This is a genomic window from Variovorax sp. RO1 (assembly GCF_002849325.1).
In the GTDB taxonomy this organism is placed as follows: domain Bacteria; phylum Pseudomonadota; class Gammaproteobacteria; order Burkholderiales; family Burkholderiaceae_C; genus Variovorax.
The window spans coordinates 832,014-849,699 of record NZ_PKMT01000002.1 but is presented as its reverse complement, the minus strand read 5'-3'; the positions used below and the strand labels follow the sequence as shown (position 1 = coordinate 849,699).

At 65.0% G+C, this 17,686-nt stretch carries 15 protein-coding genes and 1 tRNA gene; 9 read left to right on the top strand and 7 right to left on the bottom strand.

What is annotated here, in order from left to right; genetic code table 11:
- Nucleotides 1-3: 3 nt before the first annotated feature.
- Nucleotides 4-3,060 carry a YjbH domain-containing protein gene (locus CY658_RS15080; RefSeq protein WP_101491298.1) on the bottom strand — a complete coding sequence of 1,019 codons (3,057 nt, stop codon included), beginning with the start codon at nucleotides 3,058-3,060 and terminating at the stop codon, nucleotides 4-6.
- A complete protein-coding gene (locus tag CY658_RS15075; RefSeq protein WP_180838956.1) occupies nucleotides 3,057-3,674 on the bottom strand; it encodes a YjbF family lipoprotein in 618 nt (205 codons plus the stop codon). Before CY658_RS15075 ends, CY658_RS15080 begins: the two co-directional genes overlap by 4 nt.
- Before the next feature lie 922 nt (nucleotides 3,675-4,596).
- On the opposite strand from CY658_RS15075, the gene CY658_RS15070 reads away from it, so the two are divergent.
- The 7 genes from CY658_RS15070 (at nucleotide 4,597) to CY658_RS15040 (ending at nucleotide 9,864) form a co-directional block, all read left to right on the top strand.
- A complete protein-coding gene (locus CY658_RS15070; RefSeq protein ID WP_257884875.1) occupies nucleotides 4,597-5,358 on the top strand; it encodes a response regulator transcription factor in 762 nt (253 codons plus the stop codon).
- A gap of 160 nt (nucleotides 5,359-5,518) precedes the next feature.
- A complete protein-coding gene (petA, locus tag CY658_RS15065; RefSeq protein WP_101490965.1) occupies nucleotides 5,519-6,136 on the top strand; it encodes a ubiquinol-cytochrome c reductase iron-sulfur subunit in 618 nt (205 codons plus the stop codon).
- Nucleotides 6,137-6,150: 14 nt separating this feature from the next.
- Complete coding sequence (locus CY658_RS15060) at nucleotides 6,151-7,587, top strand: cytochrome b (protein ID WP_101490964.1); 1,437 nt, start codon at nucleotides 6,151-6,153, stop codon at nucleotides 7,585-7,587.
- 36 nt (nucleotides 7,588-7,623) lie between these two features.
- Nucleotides 7,624-8,400, top strand: coding sequence for a cytochrome c1 (locus CY658_RS15055; RefSeq protein WP_101490963.1), 777 nt, complete (start codon nucleotides 7,624-7,626; stop codon nucleotides 8,398-8,400).
- A 96-nt stretch (nucleotides 8,401-8,496) separates the two neighbouring features.
- A complete protein-coding gene (locus tag CY658_RS15050) occupies nucleotides 8,497-9,108 on the top strand; it encodes a glutathione S-transferase N-terminal domain-containing protein (RefSeq protein ID WP_056572661.1) in 612 nt (203 codons plus the stop codon).
- Between the two features lie 41 nt (nucleotides 9,109-9,149).
- Nucleotides 9,150-9,728, top strand: a complete 579-nt coding sequence (locus CY658_RS15045) for a ClpXP protease specificity-enhancing factor (protein WP_101490962.1) — start codon at nucleotides 9,150-9,152, stop codon at nucleotides 9,726-9,728.
- A 60-nt stretch (nucleotides 9,729-9,788) separates the two neighbouring features.
- A tRNA-Thr gene (locus CY658_RS15040) sits at nucleotides 9,789-9,864 on the top strand.
- Nucleotides 9,865-10,015: 151 nt separating this feature from the next.
- On the opposite strand, the gene CY658_RS33010 is transcribed toward CY658_RS15040, so the two are convergent.
- Nucleotides 10,016-10,141 carry a hypothetical protein gene (locus CY658_RS33010; RefSeq protein ID WP_257884874.1) on the bottom strand — a complete coding sequence of 42 codons (126 nt, stop codon included), beginning with the start codon at nucleotides 10,139-10,141 and terminating at the stop codon, nucleotides 10,016-10,018.
- Nucleotides 10,142-10,676: 535 nt separating this feature from the next.
- Between CY658_RS33010 and CY658_RS15035 the strand changes: the two genes are divergently transcribed.
- Both CY658_RS15035 and CY658_RS15030 read left to right on the top strand, forming a co-directional pair.
- The gene (locus CY658_RS15035) at nucleotides 10,677-11,696 is read left to right on the top strand and encodes a DUF932 domain-containing protein (RefSeq protein ID WP_101490961.1); all 1,020 of its coding nucleotides are present in this window, start codon (nucleotides 10,677-10,679) and stop codon (nucleotides 11,694-11,696) included.
- A gap of 192 nt (nucleotides 11,697-11,888) precedes the next feature.
- Nucleotides 11,889-12,533, top strand: coding sequence for a YqaJ viral recombinase family protein (locus CY658_RS15030; protein ID WP_180838955.1), 645 nt, complete (start codon nucleotides 11,889-11,891; stop codon nucleotides 12,531-12,533).
- A 78-nt stretch (nucleotides 12,534-12,611) separates the two neighbouring features.
- On the opposite strand, the gene CY658_RS15025 is transcribed toward CY658_RS15030, so the two are convergent.
- The 4 genes from CY658_RS15025 to CY658_RS15010 are packed head-to-tail and all read right to left on the bottom strand — an operon-like array spanning nucleotide 12,612 to nucleotide 17,680.
- Nucleotides 12,612-13,940, bottom strand: a complete 1,329-nt coding sequence (locus tag CY658_RS15025) for a four-carbon acid sugar kinase family protein (RefSeq protein WP_101490959.1) — start codon at nucleotides 13,938-13,940, stop codon at nucleotides 12,612-12,614.
- Nucleotides 13,937-15,205 carry a ribulose-bisphosphate carboxylase large subunit family protein gene (locus CY658_RS15020; RefSeq protein ID WP_101490958.1) on the bottom strand — a complete coding sequence of 423 codons (1,269 nt, stop codon included), beginning with the start codon at nucleotides 15,203-15,205 and terminating at the stop codon, nucleotides 13,937-13,939. The genes CY658_RS15025 and CY658_RS15020 overlap by 4 nt, the downstream gene beginning before the upstream one ends.
- 2 nt (nucleotides 15,206-15,207) lie before the next feature.
- Nucleotides 15,208-15,747 carry a VOC family protein gene (locus CY658_RS15015; protein WP_101490957.1) on the bottom strand — a complete coding sequence of 180 codons (540 nt, stop codon included), beginning with the start codon at nucleotides 15,745-15,747 and terminating at the stop codon, nucleotides 15,208-15,210.
- 37 nt (nucleotides 15,748-15,784) lie between these two features.
- The gene (locus CY658_RS15010) at nucleotides 15,785-17,680 is read right to left on the bottom strand and encodes a TRAP transporter large permease (protein WP_101490956.1); all 1,896 of its coding nucleotides are present in this window, start codon (nucleotides 17,678-17,680) and stop codon (nucleotides 15,785-15,787) included.
- Nucleotides 17,681-17,686 lie beyond the last annotated feature (6 nt).

Below are 17,686 nucleotides of genomic sequence, written 5' to 3'. Positions count from 1 at the left end.
CGCCTATTGCGCTCGCTTGAAGTCGAGGATGTTGTCCCCGGCCTTGGGCGCCTTGTCGTCGGGCGGTGTGAAGCTGAAGGCCTTCGGGTCCCGTATCGAGGTCATCTCGAACAGCGGGTTGATCCGCCCCAGCTTTGCGCCACCGTCCCGTATCAGCGGCGCCCAGGCAAAGTTCGCAGTGAACTTGCTCGAGCGCGGTAGCAGTGCGTCGAAGGGGATGGACACGTAGATGCCCTTGTCGAAGCTGCCTTCGCCGAACTGTGCCGCGGAGACGTTGGTCTTGGTCGCCCAGGCGCCGATCGTCACGCCGTTGTCGAAGCGGCGGCTGATGTCAAGGGTCACACCTCGATCGCCCGCAAGGTACTGCCCCGCACTGATCCTGGCCTGTACGCCGTTCCAGCCCGTATCCCAGTAGAGCGTGGCGTGGCCGGTGTTGACCTTGTAATCGCGCAGACCCAAATCCTGAGCAAAGTCTCGCTGACGCACATGGTTGACATCGATGCCGAAGGCGAATTTGCTGCGCCACGGGCGGTAGAGCCATTCGGCGCCCACGCCGGCAAACATCGACTCAAGGGCGCCACCGTAGACGCTGTAGTACTGGTCTTCGTTCAGTCGGCCCACGTGGGTCAACTGAAACACCGGCATGGTGAACCGCTTGGTCGTTGCGTACTCGCGCTGGTAGGTTCGCACGCGCGGAAGGTTGCTGGGCGCTGTGTAGGTGAACTTGTCGAAGTTGTCGATCAGGCGCCAGTTCAGCGCGGCGTTCACCCAGGTGCTGGGTGTGAAGCGGTACTCCGCAGTGGCCGAGACGCCGAGTTGATAGAGCAGGAAGGCATCGGGGCCGCCGAGGATCTGCGAGAAGCTCGGGGTCAGGCCGAAGGTGAGTTTTTCCGTGCGCCGCTCCCAGGGAGCCATGGCCGGCGTCTCGCCGGGTGATGCGCTGACGGCGGCTGTTACGTCGGCGGGGGGGCGCTGTGGCGCTGCCGGCACGTAGAGCCCATCCTCGGTCCGGTCGCGCGGCGGGGCGTAGTCACGCTGGTCCGTGGCGCGCAGTTCGGCGGGCGTCTGTGCCTGGTAGTGCGCCGTCACCCACTCGCTGCGATCGACAACCTGCGTGTGCAGTGCGAGTCCGCGCTCGTTGTAGTGAAGGATGAAGCGCTTGATCGATGCCGGGGCATCGCGATGCATGACGGCAATGACCTGCTGCACACGGGCCTCGCGGTACACCGTGTGACTTTCGGTGATCCACACGTGTGCGCTGTCACCTTGCGGCGCGATGCGCTGCACGGTCCATTCGGTGCGTGCCTGGATCTCGGCGGCGGTGGTGGCCCAGCCGGGTGGATTGGCTGGCGCCTCTGGGGTGAAGCGGGGTGGAGGCGGGTCTGCGGGCTTGCTGGCCCGCATGTTGGCCATATTGGTGGACAGGGTCAGGCCCACCATCACTTTGTTGCCGCGTTCCAGACCGGCGGTGAAGGCGACGCCGGGTGAGTAGCGATACTCCAGCCCGATGTTGAAAGGCGAGCGCTGAACCTGGTTGTTCTGCTGAGGTTCGTTCTTGTAGTTGTTGCCTTCGTACTCGAGCTTGACGGTCAGGGGATCCCAGGGGGTGCGCCATTCCATGCCGCCGAACAGAGCTGCCGGGCCTCGGAAGAAGGAGTTGAAGTTTGCTTCGCCCCCCGTCGATGAACTGGCGGAGCGGGTTCTGAAGCGGTTGCTCAGTGCGAGCAATGGGTTTCGGATGTTCCCGCTGCTGCCCAGGTAGCCCCAGCCGATGCCGAGGCTGAAGTCGAGATCGCCGTAGCGCTTGTTGGCGACCAAGTACTCGGAAGAGAAGAGGCCGGTGCCACCGAGGTCGCGGAAGCCCAGCGCCAATTCAGGCACGTAGGCTGATTCACGCAACAGTCGGACCTTAACGTCGATGCTCTTGTCCTTGTAGCTCTGGCCTGGGGTAGTGGCGAAATAGGTACGGTTGCTGACCGAGGTGTAGCGAAAGCCGGCCTCTAGCCAGTCCAGCGGCTGGAACATCACGTTCAGCCGTGTATAGGGAGACACGTGGCTGATCGATGTGCGGAAATCGCCGGCTTCGCCCATGCGTGCCGTGGGCGTTTGGAGAAGACCTGTCTCGCCCCAGTCGTTGCTGCTCGTGCGCGGTGCTTTGTACTGCGGGGCCGAAGCGTCGGAGCGCACGGAGATGATGCTTTCCGGTGGCACTGACGGCAGGGCGGGTGGACTGGTCGCGATGAGCGGCTTTGCAGGCGCAAGCGCCGCAGTGGTTGCGCGCAGCGTTGCTGCCTGGGGCGACGGGCCTTGCGTCGCAAGGAACTTGATGATGCCTTCCGACGCGTCGACCAGTTCGGTCATGCCGCGCGGCGCTGCCCAGATCCATGCGCCGGGAGCCGGTTCGTCGGAAGGATGGCCATTCCAGGGGGCGATGCCCACGCGCGACGTCCGGCCGTCGGGCTGCGCAACCCATGCCCAGTCGTGGGTGGTGTTGGGCGCGCAGGCGATGACGTAGTCCCAAACGGTCCGGCCGGCTTCGTGTGCCACATGGCAGAGTTCGCCATCGGGCCGTACGACCGCGATGGTTTTCAGTTGCGAAGGGGGGGGAACGAGTTGCTGTCCGGCCGACAGCAGGGGATCTTGATCTGGGTGTGCCTGCAGCCAGCGAGGGTCCACAATGCCCAGCGCGACGCGGCCGGTGATCGGGAGATTCTGCAGCCACGTGATGAGCTTCAGCCGATCGAGTTGCTCGGCCCGTGGTGCGCGCCTGCTGGCCGCTTCGAGGCGCACGAGCAGGGTGTTCTTCAGGAACTGTTGGGCCAGCCGCTCCTGCGGCACGCGCCAAGCCAGTCCGGGTGCTGCAGTGCCCTCGGGTTGGCGCAGCAGCCAACTGCTCAGCCGCTCGCCGGGGCGCACCTCGGCGTCGCTTGCAGGTTCGACGGTTGCTGTGTTCTGCGACGGCTCCGCCAAGGCGCCAAGGCTCGCCATCAGCGCGCAGGCAAGGGCCGTCCGACGGGGCCAATGCGGGGGTCTGATGGCTTGCAGAAAGAGGGGGCTCATGTACCAGCGCGCGCCGCGGTGTCGGCTGCTGGTGTGGGGGGTGTCCACTGTTCGAAGCTCATGCAGAGGTCGCGGGAAATACATTGCTCCGAATACACGACCTGAGGGGCGCCAGAAGCAAATGAAACGCCGAAGCGTGCGGGGGGAACGGAGGCTGCCGCAGGGCGGGACACGCTGCGTTCTTCATACCAACTCAAGGAGTTGGCCGACGCACCAGCAAGGGCGCTGTCGGGGGGAGGGGTAATTGGTGCGCGCGCGACGTCGTCGCGAATGCCGAAGCGATAGCCGGGCATCAGGTCGCGCTCTCGAACGTAGGTCTGCGTTGCGTTGGCAGCATGAGCTTGCCAGGCAGGCGGGTTGGAGAGTCGAACGTCGCGCCAGTCGATGGACAAGCCGGTCGTGCCGACCAGCTGGCCATTCAGGAGTCGGACGACCTCACCCGTGCCGCTATACCAAACCTCGACGGGCCCTTCGGCGCGCCGGTCGATGTAGCCGAGCACCATGAAGAGGACGCGTCCATTGACGCTAGTCCGCAGATACCGATAGCTGGGGTTGAAATTGGGCTGGGCCGCTTCAGACTCACCGCGATAGAGCAGGCGAGCTGAATCCAGCATGGCTGAGGTTCCGGAGGAGCAACCGCCAACGCCCAAGCAAAACGTTGCCAAAAGGCAACGTTCTAAGAGTCGCGTGGCGGAAGCAACGCGCGGACTTTTCAGCGAATGCCCTCCTTTCAGGAGGGCAACCAGCATTAACGCGTGCCGGTGGTGCCCGTGCCAGTGGTGCCGGTGCCGGGGACGAAGAAGCCGCCGCCGCCGTTGCCGTTGTTGCTGCTGCCGAGGGCCAGCATCAGTGCGCCGGTGCCTCCAACAGCGCCCCATTGAACGGGGGTCAGGCCGCCAAGGCCAGCAGCGGTTGCGCTCGGAGCGCCAGCGGGGCCCGGTGCAAATGCGCGAGTGTTGTTGCTTGCGGGCGCAGGGGTAACCTGTGGTTGGGCAAAAGCCGACGAGATTGCCAGGGTGGCAAGGGCGACGGTAGCAACCAGTTTGTTCATCTTCACAGTGATCCTCTCAAAGGGTTTTTATGCTCTTGATTCGAGATTAGCAGCATCAGAAGTGTGCCGCAACTAATTTGGCCTTGGGCATGGGGCGTTTGCCACAGCATCCTTGTAACCGCATATTGCCTCGATTTTTGCTGGTGAATGTGACGAGTGCATATGTATCTCGATGCTACGTAACGTTCCGTCCGGCGCGGCCGTAACGCCTGCGACTGATGCGCACCTTGATCAGCGTGGTGCCGAGTGCCGCCGCTGCAATTCCTCAATGAAATCAACGCACTGGCCGACGCCTCGTTGCGGTTGGCCGTATCACCGAGGTCCGGGCATCGTTCCTGCAGTACCCGAAACGAAAGTTGACATTCAAGGTATGCCGCTGGGCACAACAAGGGGATATGCGTGGTTCGATTGTCTGAGGGGGCGGTGGCGGCAGGTGTGCGGGAGTGCGTGAGCGCGGCAGATGGCGTGAGCGGGGGTGTCTGCTCATGATGAATCACCTGTCCCCCAGCAGCGCAAACTCGGCCCCAGCGCTCGCTGGGCGATACGCCGGCTTGGGTTGCGCATTCTTCGGCGCATTGATCGTCGAGGGCGACTTGGCGCTGGCCGACCGCATGCGACGCCTCCTTTGCGACCTGGCCCCAGGTCGCCGAGTGGTGATTGCCTCCACGCACGCAGAAGCTATCCATCTGCTGGCCGCGCTGCCCTACGACCTAGTGCTGGTCGACATGCACTTGTCCGATGACGGCGGCGTCGCACTTCTGTCGCACCTGCGGCGTGTCTACCCGCAGATCGACGCCATCGCCATGTCGAAGGACGACGACCGCCTGCTGGTCGAGGCCGCGATCTCGTCTGGTGCCTCCGGCTATCTGCTTACGAGCACCGACGATGCCGAACTCTCTTTCTTGCTGCGCTCCATCGAGCGCGGTGGTTCGCCGATCGATGCACGCGTCGCGCGTCGCGTCCTCGGCTTGATTGCGGCGTCCGCGAAGCCGGAGGGTGTCGAGTCCGCGCTGCGCGACTGCGACACGGTTTCGCCCCCGATGCCTGCTCCCGGGCTGCTGTCACCTCGGGAGCTCAATGTGCTGCGGTTGATCGCGCAAGGCTGGAGCAACCGGCAGATTGCCGAAGCGATCTGCCTCTCGATCAACACGGTCGAGTTCCACGCCAAGCGGATCTACCGCAAGTTGGCGGTCAAGTCGCGAACCCAGGCCGTCCGGCAGGCGACCCAGTACGGGCTGCTGAGCTGAGCGCCTCGGGTTGTTGCGCGCTGTCGCGCATGCGCAGCGGCGCCGTGCGGACGCGCGGCAATCATTGAAAAACCCTTTTGCGCCCCGCTACAATCTCGGGTTGACCTTGCTGTGGCAAAGGTCAGCCCCTGCTCCAGCGAAGAAGACTTAGAGGATCCCCATGAGTGACATGACCTCCGGCTCGCCCCGGATCGACACAAGCAAGCGGACGTGGTTGATCGCATCCAGCTGTGCCGGCGTAGCGGGCGGCGTGGCCACCGCAATCCCTTTTGTGAGCACATTCCAGCCGTCCGAAAAGGCAAAAGCCGCGGGCGCCGCGGTCGAAGTGGACATCTCGGCCCTCAAGGTCGGCGAAAAAATCACCGTCGAATGGCGCGGCAAGCCGGTCTGGATTCTCAAGCGCACTCCCGAACAGATCGCCGAACTCGCCAAGCTCGATGGCCAGCTCGCCGACCCGCTCTCCAAGCGTCACCCCGACGAATTCACGCCCACGTACGCGCAGAACGGCCAACGTTCGATCAAGCCCGATGTGCTGGTCGTGGTTGGCATCTGCACCCACCTCGGCTGCTCGCCGGTCGACCGCCTGCAGGCTGGCCCGCAACCCTCGCTGCCGAACGACTGGGAAGGCGGTTTTCTCTGCCCTTGCCACGGTTCCACGTTCGACCTCGCCGGTCGCGTCTTCAAGAACAAGCCCGCTCCTGACAACCTCCCTGTGCCTCCGCACATGTACCTGTCGGACACGCGCCTGCTCATCGGCGACGACAGCAAGAAGGCCTGAGGGAGACCACGAACATGGCTGAATTTCACGAAGTTTCCCCCAACGCCCCCGCAGGCGAGAAGCTGCTCAACTGGGTCGACAACCGTTTCCCGCTGACCAAGCTCTGGAACGACCAGTGGGGCAAGTACTACGCACCGAAGAATTTCAACTTCTGGTACATCTTCGGCTCGCTCGCGATGCTGGTCCTCGTGATCCAGATCGTGACCGGCATCTTCCTCGTGATGCACTACAAGCCCGACGCGAACCAGGCGTTCGCATCGGTCGAGTACATCATGCGCGACGTGCCCTGGGGCTGGCTCATCCGCTACATCCACTCGACGGGCGCCTCGGCGTTCTTCATCGTGGTGTACCTGCACATGTTCCGCGGCCTCATGTACGGCAGCTACCGCAAGCCGCGCGAGCTGATCTGGGTGTTCGGCTGCGCGATCTTCCTGTGCCTGATGGCCGAAGCCTTCATGGGCTACCTGCTGCCGTGGGGCCAGATGTCCTACTGGGGCGCCCAGGTCATCGTGAACCTGTTCGCTGCCATCCCGTTCATCGGTCCTGACCTGGCCCTGCTGATCCGCGGCGACTACGTCGTGAGCGACGCCACGTTGAACCGCTTCTTCAGCTTCCACGTCATCGCTGTGCCGCTGGTGCTGCTCGGCCTCGTGGTGGCCCACCTGATCGCGCTGCACGAAGTGGGTTCCAACAACCCCGACGGCATCGAGATCAAGGCCAATCGCGGTCCTGACGGCCATCCGGTCGACGGCATCCCGTCGCACCCGTACTACACGGTGCACGACATCTTCGGCGTGGTGGTGTTCCTCACGATCTTCTCGGCCGTGATCTTCTTCGCGCCTGAAGCCGGTGGGTACTTCCTGGAGTACAACAACTTCATCCCGGCCGATTCGCTGAAGACGCCGAACCACATCGCGCCAGTCTGGTACTTCACGCCGTTCTATTCGATGCTGCGCGCCACCACCGACGACATGGTCAACGTGTTCGCGCTGATCATCGCGGCGGCCGCCATCTGGAACTTCGTCAAGGGCAAGTCGGGCATGGGCCTCAAGATTGCCGCCGTGGTCGTGGCCGCTGTCGCCATCTTCCTGCTCAAGACCTTCGACGCCAAGTTCTGGGGCGTGGTCATCATGGGCGGCTCGGTCATCATCCTGTTCTTCCTGCCGTGGCTCGACCACAGCGAAGTCAAGTCGATCCGCTACCGTCCGAGCTGGCACAAGTATGTCTACGGCGTGTTCGTGTTCCTGTTCCTGATCCTGGGCTACCTGGGCATCCAGGCACCCGGCGTCTGGGGCAACCTGGTCATCGGCTCGTTCGCCCTGGACATCGCCCAGACCATCTCGCAGATCGGCACGCTCTTCTACTTCGGCTTCTTCCTGCTGATGCCGTGGTGGAGCAGCAAGGGCGAATTCAAGACCGTGCCCGAGCGCGTGGTCTTCGCCGCCCATTGATGCGCGAGAAGTGCAAGAGAGCTTGAGAGAAACACGATGAAGAAAAGAATTTCCGGCTGGCTCGCTGTCATGGGTCTGGCTCTGGGCCTGACCTTCTCCGCGGCCGCATCCGCCGAATCCGGCGGTCTGGCGTGGGACAAGTCGCCCAACAAGACCACCGACGTGGCGGCACTGCAGAACGGCGCCAAGCTGTTCGTCAACTACTGCCTCAACTGCCACTCGGCCGCCTTCATGCGCTACAACCGCCTGCAGGACATCGGTATCAGCGAGCAGCAGATCAAGGACAACCTTTTGTTCACGACCGACAAGGTCGGCGAAACCATGAAGGCCAACATCGACGCGCGCCAGGCCAAGGAATGGTTCGGCACCACGCCGCCCGACCTGACGCTCGTCGCACGTTCGCGCGCCGGCCACGGCGGCACGGGCCCCGACTACCTGTACACCTTCCTGCGCAGCTTCTACCGCGACGATACCAAGGCCACCGGCTGGAACAACCTGCTGTTCCCGAGCGTCGCCATGCCGAACCCGTTGTGGGAACTGCAGGGTGAGCGCCAGCCGGTGCACGCCAAGGTCGAGCAGCACGGTCATGCCACCGACGTGTTCACGGGCAAGTGGGAGCAAGTGACCCCCGGCACGCTGACCCCGGTGCAGTTCGACAGCGCAGTGGGCGACCTCGTTGGCTACCTGCAGTGGATGGCCGAACCTGCACAGAACACCCGCGTGCGCATCGGCGTCTGGGTGCTGCTGTTCCTGGCCATGTCGGTGGTTTTCGTATGGCGACTGAACGCCTCGTACTGGAAAGACGTCAAGTAATTTCCGTTCACGCCGATCGGGCGCCTCGTGCGTCCGGTCCCACAGAGTGGGTTGCCCAGGCGACCCACTCTTTTTGATTTTTAGGAGTCTCTCGCCATGATGGTCTTGTATTCAGGAACGACCTGCCCCTTCTCTCACCGTTGCCGCTTCGTGTTGTTCGAAAAGGGCATGGATTTCGAGATCCGCGACGTCGATCTCTACAACAAGCCCGAAGACATCAGCGTGATGAACCCGTACGGCCAGGTGCCGATTTTGGTCGAGCGCGACCTGATCCTGTACGAGTCGAACATCATCAACGAGTACATCGACGAGCGCTTTCCGCATCCGCAACTGATGCCCGGCGACCCGGTCGACCGCGCGCGCGTGCGCCTGTTCCTGCTCAACTTCGAGAAGGAACTGTTCGTGCATGTGGCCACGCTCGAGAACCGCACCACCAAGGGCAACGACAAGGCCATCGAAAAGGCCCGCTCGCACATCCGCGACCGCCTCACGCAGCTCGCGCCCGTGTTCCTCAAGAACAAGTACATGCTGGGCGACAACTTCTCGATGCTCGACGTGGCGATCGCGCCGCTGCTGTGGCGCCTCGACTACTACGGCATCGACCTCAGCAAGAACGCGGCACCGCTGCTGAAGTACGCCGAGCGCATCTTCTCGCGCCCGGCCTACATCGAAGCACTGACCCCGTCTGAAAAGGTCATGCGCAAGTAAGTAAGCTGCGTGCTTGCTTTCCTCGTAATTCGCCGTCCTTCATGATCAACGCGCTCGAGTCCTCTTCCACCCGCCCGTACCTCATCCGGGCGCTGTACGAGTGGTGCACCGACAACGGGTTCACGCCCTATGTCGCGGTGCTGGTCGACGACACCGTCCAGGTGCCGCGCGAGTACGTGAAGAACGGCGAGATCGTGCTGAACATCAGCTTCGACGCGACCAGTTCGCTGAAGCTGGGCAACGACTTCATCGAGTTCAAGGCCCGCTTCGCCGGCACGGCGCGCGAAATCAGCGTGCCGGTCGGCCGCGTGATCGCGATCTACGCCCGTGAGAACGGCCAGGGCATGGCGTTTCCGGCACCCGTGCCGGCCGCCACGTCGGGCGATGGCGGCGATGACGCTGCCACGGCCGCTTCATCGCCGAACAACGCGCCGCGCATGCCGCTGCGCGATGCCTCGCGGGGCACCGAAGGCGACGCCAGCAAGGTGTTTCATCTGGTGACGGGCGAAGACGGTGACGAGACGGTCGATGCCGACTCGGAACCTGCCGACCCGACCGACGAGCCGCCGCGCCCGCCGGCTGGTGGCGGCACCCGACCGTCGCTCAAGCGCGTCAAGTGACGACGCGGTCGGCCCCAAAGCCGGCCGCTTAGAATCTTCGCCAGCACTGTTTTTCTTTCAGCCGCTTTAGCTCAATTGGTAGAGCACCCGCCTTGTAAGCGGAAGGTCGTCAGTTCGATTCCGACAAGCGGCACCAGACAAAAAGCCCGACAACGTCCTGCGTTGTCGGGCTTTTTCTTTTCTCCTGGAGCAAACTTTCATTTGCTCATGCTCATGCTCATGCTCATGCTCATGCTCATGCTCATGCTGGATCGCGATTGGACTGGCGGTAACAATTCAAGAGCTTGCTATTCGTTCAGTGAGTAGCCGAGTAGGTTGGCCTGAAACTCCGCCTCTTCCAGGTGTGTGACCCGTAGGGCCGATTCCCATTGGAAATCGTAGTCCATGTCGCAGGCGTCAAAATCAAAATCCATCGTGGTTCCTCCAAAAGAAACTCTAGCTTAGCGCCCGGAGGATAGATGTGTGAACTTCAGCTCAAGCGGCGATGCCAAGAATGAGTTGACGCTTGAATGGACTCCTGTGGCTTTGGCGCGCCCATAGTTGCTCCGCTTCGGGGGCATAAAGTGGGAAGTTTCAGCCAATGCGCTATTACACGGACCCAGAAACCCAGGCGTCGTGGCGACTCCAGAAATTTTCAGCCCCATATGACCACACCGGATAGACAGTAGAAAGTCCATCTGCCCCCAACAAAGCCCAGCCCGGTCTCCGCCGCGCTGGGCTTTTTGCCGTCCGACCCTGCCTGGCGTGTGTTCTGACCTTTTCCTGAATGTCCTGTGCATTTCAAGTCCCACGGCTACGACTTCACATGTCGGCGCCGCGCTTGGCGAGGTCGTCGACGACGCGATCTTGCGCAACCCCCGCTGCCTGGCCTGCGGCCACACCTTCTCGGCCTCGCGCCGCTGACCACTCTTCTTTCCTCACCTCCGACCCAAAAAAGGAAATCACCTCATGGCACATCTCATCGAAACAATGGCCTACGCGGGCGACACCCCCTGGCATCGCCTGGGCCATCGTCTCCAACCCAAGCAACCCCTTGAGGTCTGGGCCCAGCAAGCCGGCATGGACTGGACCATCCAGGAAACCCCGGTGCGCTTCATCGTCCAAGGCGCCGTGTCGTGCGCCAGTGATTCACAACCTGAGGGTGATTCCCCTCAGATCCTGGAATCCTTTGCCGACCAGAAGGTGCTCTACCGCAGCGACTCGCGCTCACCGCTGTCGGTCGTCAGCAGCCGCTACCAGGTCGTGCAGCCCCGCGAAGTCCTGGAGTTTTATCGCGACCTCACCGAGGTGGGCGGCTACGAGATGGAGACGGCAGGGGTCCTCAAGGGTGGGCGCAAGGTCTGGGCGCTGGCACGTACCGGCAAGCAAGCCGTGCTCAAGGGTAGCGACACCGTCAATGGCTATCTGTTGTTCGCAACCTCCTGCGACGGCTCGCTGGCCACCACGGTCACGCCGACGACCGTGCGAGTCGTGTGCAACAACACGCTGGCCATCGCACTGGACAACACGAGCAACGTGATTCGCGTGCCCCATAACACCTGCTTCGATGCCGATGCTGTCAAAAGGCAGCTGGGCATTGCCATCGGCCAGTGGGACGACTTCATGTACCGCATGAAGGTCCTGTCCGAGCGCAAGGTCAAGGGCAAAGAGGTCGATGCCTATATCCAGCGTGTGCTCTATGGGCCGATCGAATCGAACGGGCTCGCCACAGCCCAGACCGGCACCCAGTCCATACCGCGAGCCTGGGCGGCCCGCAAGGTCCTCGAGTTGTACGAGGGCAAGGGCCGGGGCGCCGAGCTTGCCGCTGCGCGGGGCACGACCTGGGGCTTGCTCAGCGCGATGACCGAATTCGTCGACCACGAGCGCCGGGCTCGCAACCGCGAGTACCGCCTGGACAGCGCCTGGTTCGGCCAAGGCGCTGCCCTCAAGCAACGAGCGTTGGCGCATGCACTGGAGCTCGCCGCTTGACGCTGTTTGATCTTCGACCTCCTCCTCCTCCTCCTCCTCCTCCCTCTCACCACTCCCACTCAGCTCCTCCACCAAAGCCCCGCCTCTCCATCGAGAGGGCGGGGCTTTTTGCTGGATGGGGCAGTTCCAACCTTCAGAAAGATATCCATGAACTCAACGCCCCGGAACACACAGCGTTCCCCGAGCACTCGTGTGCGCTCGCGCGCCCCCGCATTGCGCCTGGTGCCATCCGCCTGTTCGAAGGATGCGATCACCGGGCGCTGGCCGAGCGCGGGCGAAGCCGGCCTCGGCTGTCTCGACGCCGCTGCGGCCATAGGCCGTGATCCCTTCAAGTCCCCCGTGCGGCTATGGATGGAGAGGACCGAGCGCCACGACCTGCTGCAACCCGTCGATCCTTGCCTGGCTCGGTCTGCAGATACCGCCGCCTATTGGAGCCGGCTGCTCGAGCCCATCGTGGCGGCGCACTACGCGCTGCGCACGGGACGCCAGGTGCAGCGAACTCGCGCTGTGCTGCGGCACCCGCAATACCCCTGGATGCTGGCCCACCCCGGCCGCGATGTCGTCGGCGCCCCCGATGTCCAGCTTCTGGAATGCCGATGCGTCGGCATGGATGCGGCTGAGCTCTGGGGGGCAGGCCTTGCCGAGGCCCGCTCCGGCTTGCTGGCTGTGGAGCGCGCCATGCGCGGCTTGCCGCATCGTCACCAGGCGATCTTCATGGGCTTGCGCATTCATGAGCTGACGCGCGACGAGATGGCCGCCCGTCACGGGCTTTCGCTGCGGCGCGTGGGCACCACCTTGCGCCAGGCGTTGGCACATTGCGCGCAGTCGCTGCGCTGACGGACCTTCGGGGATGGCGCGTCAGGCTCTGCCGAAGCGGCGCTTGGCTCGCTCGCACAAGGGAACCTGGACGCCTGCCTACGCTGCGCCGTGCACCAGACGCTCGAACACGTCGTCCGAGCCCATCTGGCCACCCTTCAGCATGATCTCAAGGCCGTCGAGCGCGGCGTCGTCGCTGTGCACGCGACACAACGAAGTGCCGGCGCCGATGTCCGCCACGTACGAAAGCCCCCAGGCGTCGAGCGCCTGCACGGCATGGCTCGAGGTGTCGCCGCCGGCAATGCCCACGCGTTGCAGCGGCACGATGGCCAGCACGCGGGCCAGGAGTTCGCCACCGGCGCGCGCGAGGGCTTGGGCGTCGATGCTGCGTTCGATCGGCATTGGATCAAGGGGGCGGGTGCAGGCCAGCACGTTGCGGCCGCTGGCGAGCCCGTTCGCGATGTCTCGCGCATGGCGTTCCAGCGTGGCGGCGTCCCGCTGCGCCATCGCTGATGCATCGAGCCACACGGTCTCGAATGACCGTGCCGCCGCGACCTGCCGTGCCGTGACGGGCGACAGGCTTCCGGCAAGCACCAGCACAGGCCCCGGTGCGGGCGTGACGACGCGCCGCGCCGGCGCGGTGCCATTGCGTGAGTCCAGCGCTGGCGCCAGCGCGTCGACCACGCTGCTGGGGCCCACCGCGAGCAAGGTGTTGCGCTGTGCCCGCGCCCACAGCACCTGTCCGATGGTCGCAAGCTGCGCGGCATCGGCCACATCGAACAGCACGGCGCCAGGCGGCGTTGCGGGTGAGGGCGGCTGAAGCGCGCGTTGCAGCGCAGCCTCGAGTGCCGCACTGCCCTTCGACGCCGCCGTGAAAGGCATGGAATGCACGTCGGCCAGACCTTGTCCCGCCAAGTGCTGTCGCAAATCCGCCTCGTGCATCGGCGTCACCGGGTGCCGGCTCATGGTCGGATGGCGGTCGATACGGAACACCTCGCCGCCAGCGCCCGCCGCGGCGAACAGGTTGCCGAACAGGCAATGCCGGCCCAGGTTCGGCTGCCCGCCGACGATCGCCGTCCACGGTTGTTCGACCGCGCCGCGCAACGCGCGCACCGCGGCGCCGATCGAGCCGATGTGCGGTGCGCTGTCGAAGGTCGAGCAGGTCTTGTAATGCAGTACACGCGCGCCGAGCGAACGGAACAGCGCGGCGACGGGGGCAAGTTCGACCTGCATCTCCTCCGGCGTCATCGCGCGCGCCGCACCCGCGATGCCCAGCACGTCGAGCGGGCCGACGCGCTCGAGCCGCGCGGCGTCAGGCGTCTTCAAGAACAGCAAGGCACGCAGGCCCGCGCGTGCTGCGGTACCGAGCGTGTCGGTCGCGCCGGTGAAATCGTCGCCGTAGTAGACGACGGCCGGGGCCGGCGTCATGGCTTGCCGAAGAAGGCCAGAGCGCGCGCGAGTTCGGGCGCGTGCTTCGCGGCGTCCTGCAGCGTCGTGCCCGCGCGCGCGGCCGACCAGGCCTGGCGGATGCTGGTCACGCCAGCCTCGGCGCCGTCCGGATGCGCGAGGATGCCGCCGCCCGCCATGAAGAGCAGGTCGTCGCTGCCGATGGCGGCCCAGGTGGCGGGCACGGTGCCTGCCCACTGGCCCGACGAGAAGGCAGGCATCACGCGGTCGTCCGCCGCATCGGTGAGCGGCGTGAAGCAGTCGCGCGCCGATTCGATGACTTCGCTGTCGGACTGCGAGAACTTGCCCTGCAGGCCGTGCACATGCATGTGGTCCACGCCCGCGAGGCGCCACAGCGTCTGGTACGCCTGGAACGAAATGCCCAGCAGCGGATGACGCGACAACGCGCCGTAGCCGTTGCGGTGGCCGTGCAGCGCCAGGCTGGTGTGGCGCCGCAGCGTCTGGATGCCCGAGTGCCCGCACCAGTTGAGGCTGGCCATCACGCAGGAGCCGCCTTCGCGCTCGACGAGGTCGGCGTGGCGCTTCATCGCGTCGGTTTCGTCGGTGATGTTGAAGGCCATCATCACGTGCTTGCCGGTGCGCTCCTGGTGGGCGCGCACGACCGCCATCACGGCGGGCACGCGCTCTGCGAGCGGTGCATGCGCGGGGTCGGCGCAGACCTCGTCGTCCTTGATGAAATCGACGCCCGCGGCGCAGAGCCGGCCGACCAGCGTGGCGGTCTCGGTGGCCGACAGGCCCACGTTCGGCTTGATGATCGTGCCGACCAGCGCACCGCTCGCCACGCCGGTGGCGCGCCGCGTGCCCGCGATGCCCACGCGCGGCATCTCGAATTGCGCGCGGTACGCGGCCGGAACGTGCAGCGACTCGAGCCGCAGGCCAGTCACTTCGCCCAGGTCATAGAGGTTGCCGGAGACGGTCGCCGCAAGCGTCGGTAAGTTGGCGCCAATGTTCGCGACAGGAAACGAGATATCGACATGCGCACGCCGCCACGGCCCACGCGTGCCTTTGCGCTCCAGCAGCGCGTTCGGCAGGCTCGGCGCCTCGGCGGGTTCCAGCTCGGTGATCGCCTCGACCGTCGCACGCGCACGTTCGCGCAGCGCATCGGTCTCGCCCTCCACGCGCGTGAAGGTGCCGCACGATTGCTCGCCGGCCATCACCTCGGCGACGGCCGCCAGGTCCACCGGCGTCTCGATCAGGTAGCGCGCGCGGATGCGTTCGGCCGCCATCGTCACAGCTTGCTCAGGTCGGGAAAGGGCCGCACCGGCTCGCTGCCGTCCCAGCCTTCGGAGGCGCTGCGGATCAGGTCGAACATCTTGCCCTTCGGCCCCGCCACTTCGGACAGCTCGATCACCGTGCCCGGGTGGTACTCGGTGTCGAAGTAGATGAAGCGGCCGCGCTCGCCCACTTCGCCGCTCATCACGGGCTTGAAGCCTTGGGCGGTGAGGCGTGCGAGGTCTGCGTCGTAGTCGGCGGTCCAGTAGGCGACGTGCTGGAGACCGGTGCGGCCGGCCTGCAGGAAGTCGCGGTACATGGAGGGCACGTCGTTGCGTGTCTGGATCAGCTCGACCTGCACGTAGCCCGAGTTCGCGAGCGCCACCGAGTTGTGCGGTTCGTGCGCTTCGCCGTTGTAGCGGTAGTTCTTGATGGGCACCTTGGGGTTGTAGAACCACGGGCCCACGCCCAGGGTGGTGCTCCAGTAGTCCATGGCGGCTTCGATGTCGTGCACGACATAGCCCAGCTGGCGGATTTCGCCGAGGAATCGACTCATTGCAATTGGCTCCGGTGATGTGAGTGTGTTGTTGTGATCAGAATTTCAGGAAGCCGGTCGAGAACCACGGGAAGGCGGCCACGATCACGAGGCCCACCAGCATCGCGGCGATGTAGCCCCAGATGTGCCTGATGCCTTCGTCGGGGTTGACCTTGCTCACGGCGCAGGCGCCGTAGTAGCCGACGCCGAAGGGCGGCGCGAACAGGCCGATGCCCATCGAGAAGATCACGACCATCGCGTAGTGCACCTCGTGCACGCCCGCGGCCTTGGCGATGGGGAAGAGGAGCGGCCCGAACAGCACGATGGCCGGAATGCCTTCGAGCACGCTGCCCAGCACGATGAACGCGACGATCGACACGGCCAGGAAGCCATACGCGCCGCCCGGCAGCGCGCCCATGATGCGGGCCAGGTCCTGCGAGAAGCCCGACTGCGTGAGGCCCCAGGCCATGGCCGTGGCACAGCCGACGATGAAGATGATCGCGCCCGAGAGCGAGGCGGTGTCGATCAGCATCGGCTTCAGGCGCTTCCAGTCGAACTGCCGGTACACGAAGAGGCCGACGAGCGCTGAATACACGATGCCGATGGTCGACACCTCGGTGGCCGTGGCCACGCCTTCGACCACGGCCGCGCGGATCACGAAAGGCAGCAGCACCGCGGGCAGCGCGACCATCAGCAGCTTGCCGATCTCGCGCTTGCTGTAGCGCTGCACGCCGCTCAGGTCTTCGCGGCGGTAGCGCCACCACACGACCACGCACAGCGCCGCGCCCAGCACCACGGCCGGCAGCAGCCCGCCGGTGAAGAGCGCGGCGATCGAGATGCCCGTCACCGAGCCGATGGTGATGAGCACGATCGACGGCGGAATGGTTTCGGTCTGCGCGCCGGTGGCCGAGAGCAGCGCCACGAGGTCGCCGGGCTTGGCGCCGCGCTTGACCATCTCGGGGAACAGCACCGGCGCAATCGCGGCCATGTCGGCGATCTTGGAGCCCGAGATGCCCGACACCAGGTACATCGCGCCGATCAGCACGTACGAGAGGCCGCCGCGCACATGGCCCAGCAGGCTCGCGAGGAACTGGATCATGGCGCGCGCCATGCCCGTCATCTCGATCAGCGCGCCCAGGAAGATGAAGAGCGGCACCGCGAGCAGGATCAGGTGCGACATGCCTTCATCGAGCCGCCCCACCATCACCAGCAGCGGCGTGCGCGTGGTGAGCGCAAGGTAGCCGAAGGTGGCGAGCGCAAACGAGAACGCGATGGGCACGCCCGAGAGCACGGTGGCCGCCACCACGACCACGAAGAAGATCACGAGGTTGAACTTGCCGAGCGTCGCGAACAGCGGCGCGGCGAGCCAGAAGACGCCCACCAGCGCGGCCATGCCAAGCACCGCGACCGCGATCTGCTTGCCCGTGCACACGCGCAACAGCCGCAGCAGTGCCATTACCAGCATGATGCCGATGCCCGCTGGAATGGCCGCGGCGCGCCAGGCGTTGCTGATCTCCAGCGCGGGCGTGACGATGAACGACTCTTCGTGCGCATAGTCGATCGAGGGCCAGACGATCAGCACGAGGAACGTGATCGATGCGGCGATGGCAAACGCATCGAGCATGGCGCGCGTCGAAGGCGTCACCTTCTGCAGCAGCGCCGTCATGCGCATGTGCTCGCCGCGCCGCAGCGCGACCACGGCGCCCAGCATCGAAAGCCAGAGAAAGAGGATCGACGCGAGCTCGTCCGACCACACCAGCGGCGCATGGAACACATAGCGCGACACCACGCCCGCGAACAGCACGCAGATCTCGGCCAGCACCAGCAGCGCCGCCACCGCCTCGACGGCGCCGCCGATCACGCGGTCGGCGCGCCCGGCGATGCCGCTCAGCGCGTTGGCCGAAGGGCCAGCGCCAGTAAACGGCGTCGCCTCGAAAGTGGATTCATGCACCATGGCCGC

Excerpts from the sequence above, each read along its gene's own strand:
- CY658_RS15060 (WP_101490964.1), top strand. The coding sequence starts at position 6,151 with ATGGCTGAATTTCACGAAGTTTCCCCCAACGCCCCCGCAGGCGAGAAG.
- CY658_RS15025 (WP_101490959.1), bottom strand. The coding sequence starts at position 13,940 with ATGACGCCGGCCCCGGCCGTCGTCTACTACGGCGACGATTTCACCGGC.
- CY658_RS15070 (WP_257884875.1), top strand. The coding sequence starts at position 4,597 with ATGATGAATCACCTGTCCCCCAGCAGCGCAAACTCGGCCCCAGCGCTC.
- CY658_RS15015 (WP_101490957.1), bottom strand. The coding sequence starts at position 15,747 with ATGAGTCGATTCCTCGGCGAAATCCGCCAGCTGGGCTATGTCGTGCAC.
- CY658_RS15035 (WP_101490961.1), top strand. The coding sequence starts at position 10,677 with ATGGCACATCTCATCGAAACAATGGCCTACGCGGGCGACACCCCCTGG.
- CY658_RS15010 (WP_101490956.1), bottom strand. The coding sequence starts at position 17,680 with ATGGTGCATGAATCCACTTTCGAGGCGACGCCGTTTACTGGCGCTGGC.
- petA (WP_101490965.1), top strand. The coding sequence starts at position 5,519 with ATGAGTGACATGACCTCCGGCTCGCCCCGGATCGACACAAGCAAGCGG.
- CY658_RS15080 (WP_101491298.1), bottom strand. The coding sequence starts at position 3,060 with ATGAGCCCCCTCTTTCTGCAAGCCATCAGACCCCCGCATTGGCCCCGT.
- CY658_RS15055 (WP_101490963.1), top strand. The coding sequence starts at position 7,624 with ATGAAGAAAAGAATTTCCGGCTGGCTCGCTGTCATGGGTCTGGCTCTG.
- CY658_RS33010 (WP_257884874.1), bottom strand. The coding sequence starts at position 10,141 with ATGGATTTTGATTTTGACGCCTGCGACATGGACTACGATTTCCAATGG.
- CY658_RS15075 (WP_180838956.1), bottom strand. The coding sequence starts at position 3,674 with ATGCTGGATTCAGCTCGCCTGCTCTATCGCGGTGAGTCTGAAGCGGCC.
- CY658_RS15050 (WP_056572661.1), top strand. The coding sequence starts at position 8,497 with ATGATGGTCTTGTATTCAGGAACGACCTGCCCCTTCTCTCACCGTTGC.
- CY658_RS15045 (WP_101490962.1), top strand. The coding sequence starts at position 9,150 with ATGATCAACGCGCTCGAGTCCTCTTCCACCCGCCCGTACCTCATCCGG.
- CY658_RS15020 (WP_101490958.1), bottom strand. The coding sequence starts at position 15,205 with ATGGCGGCCGAACGCATCCGCGCGCGCTACCTGATCGAGACGCCGGTG.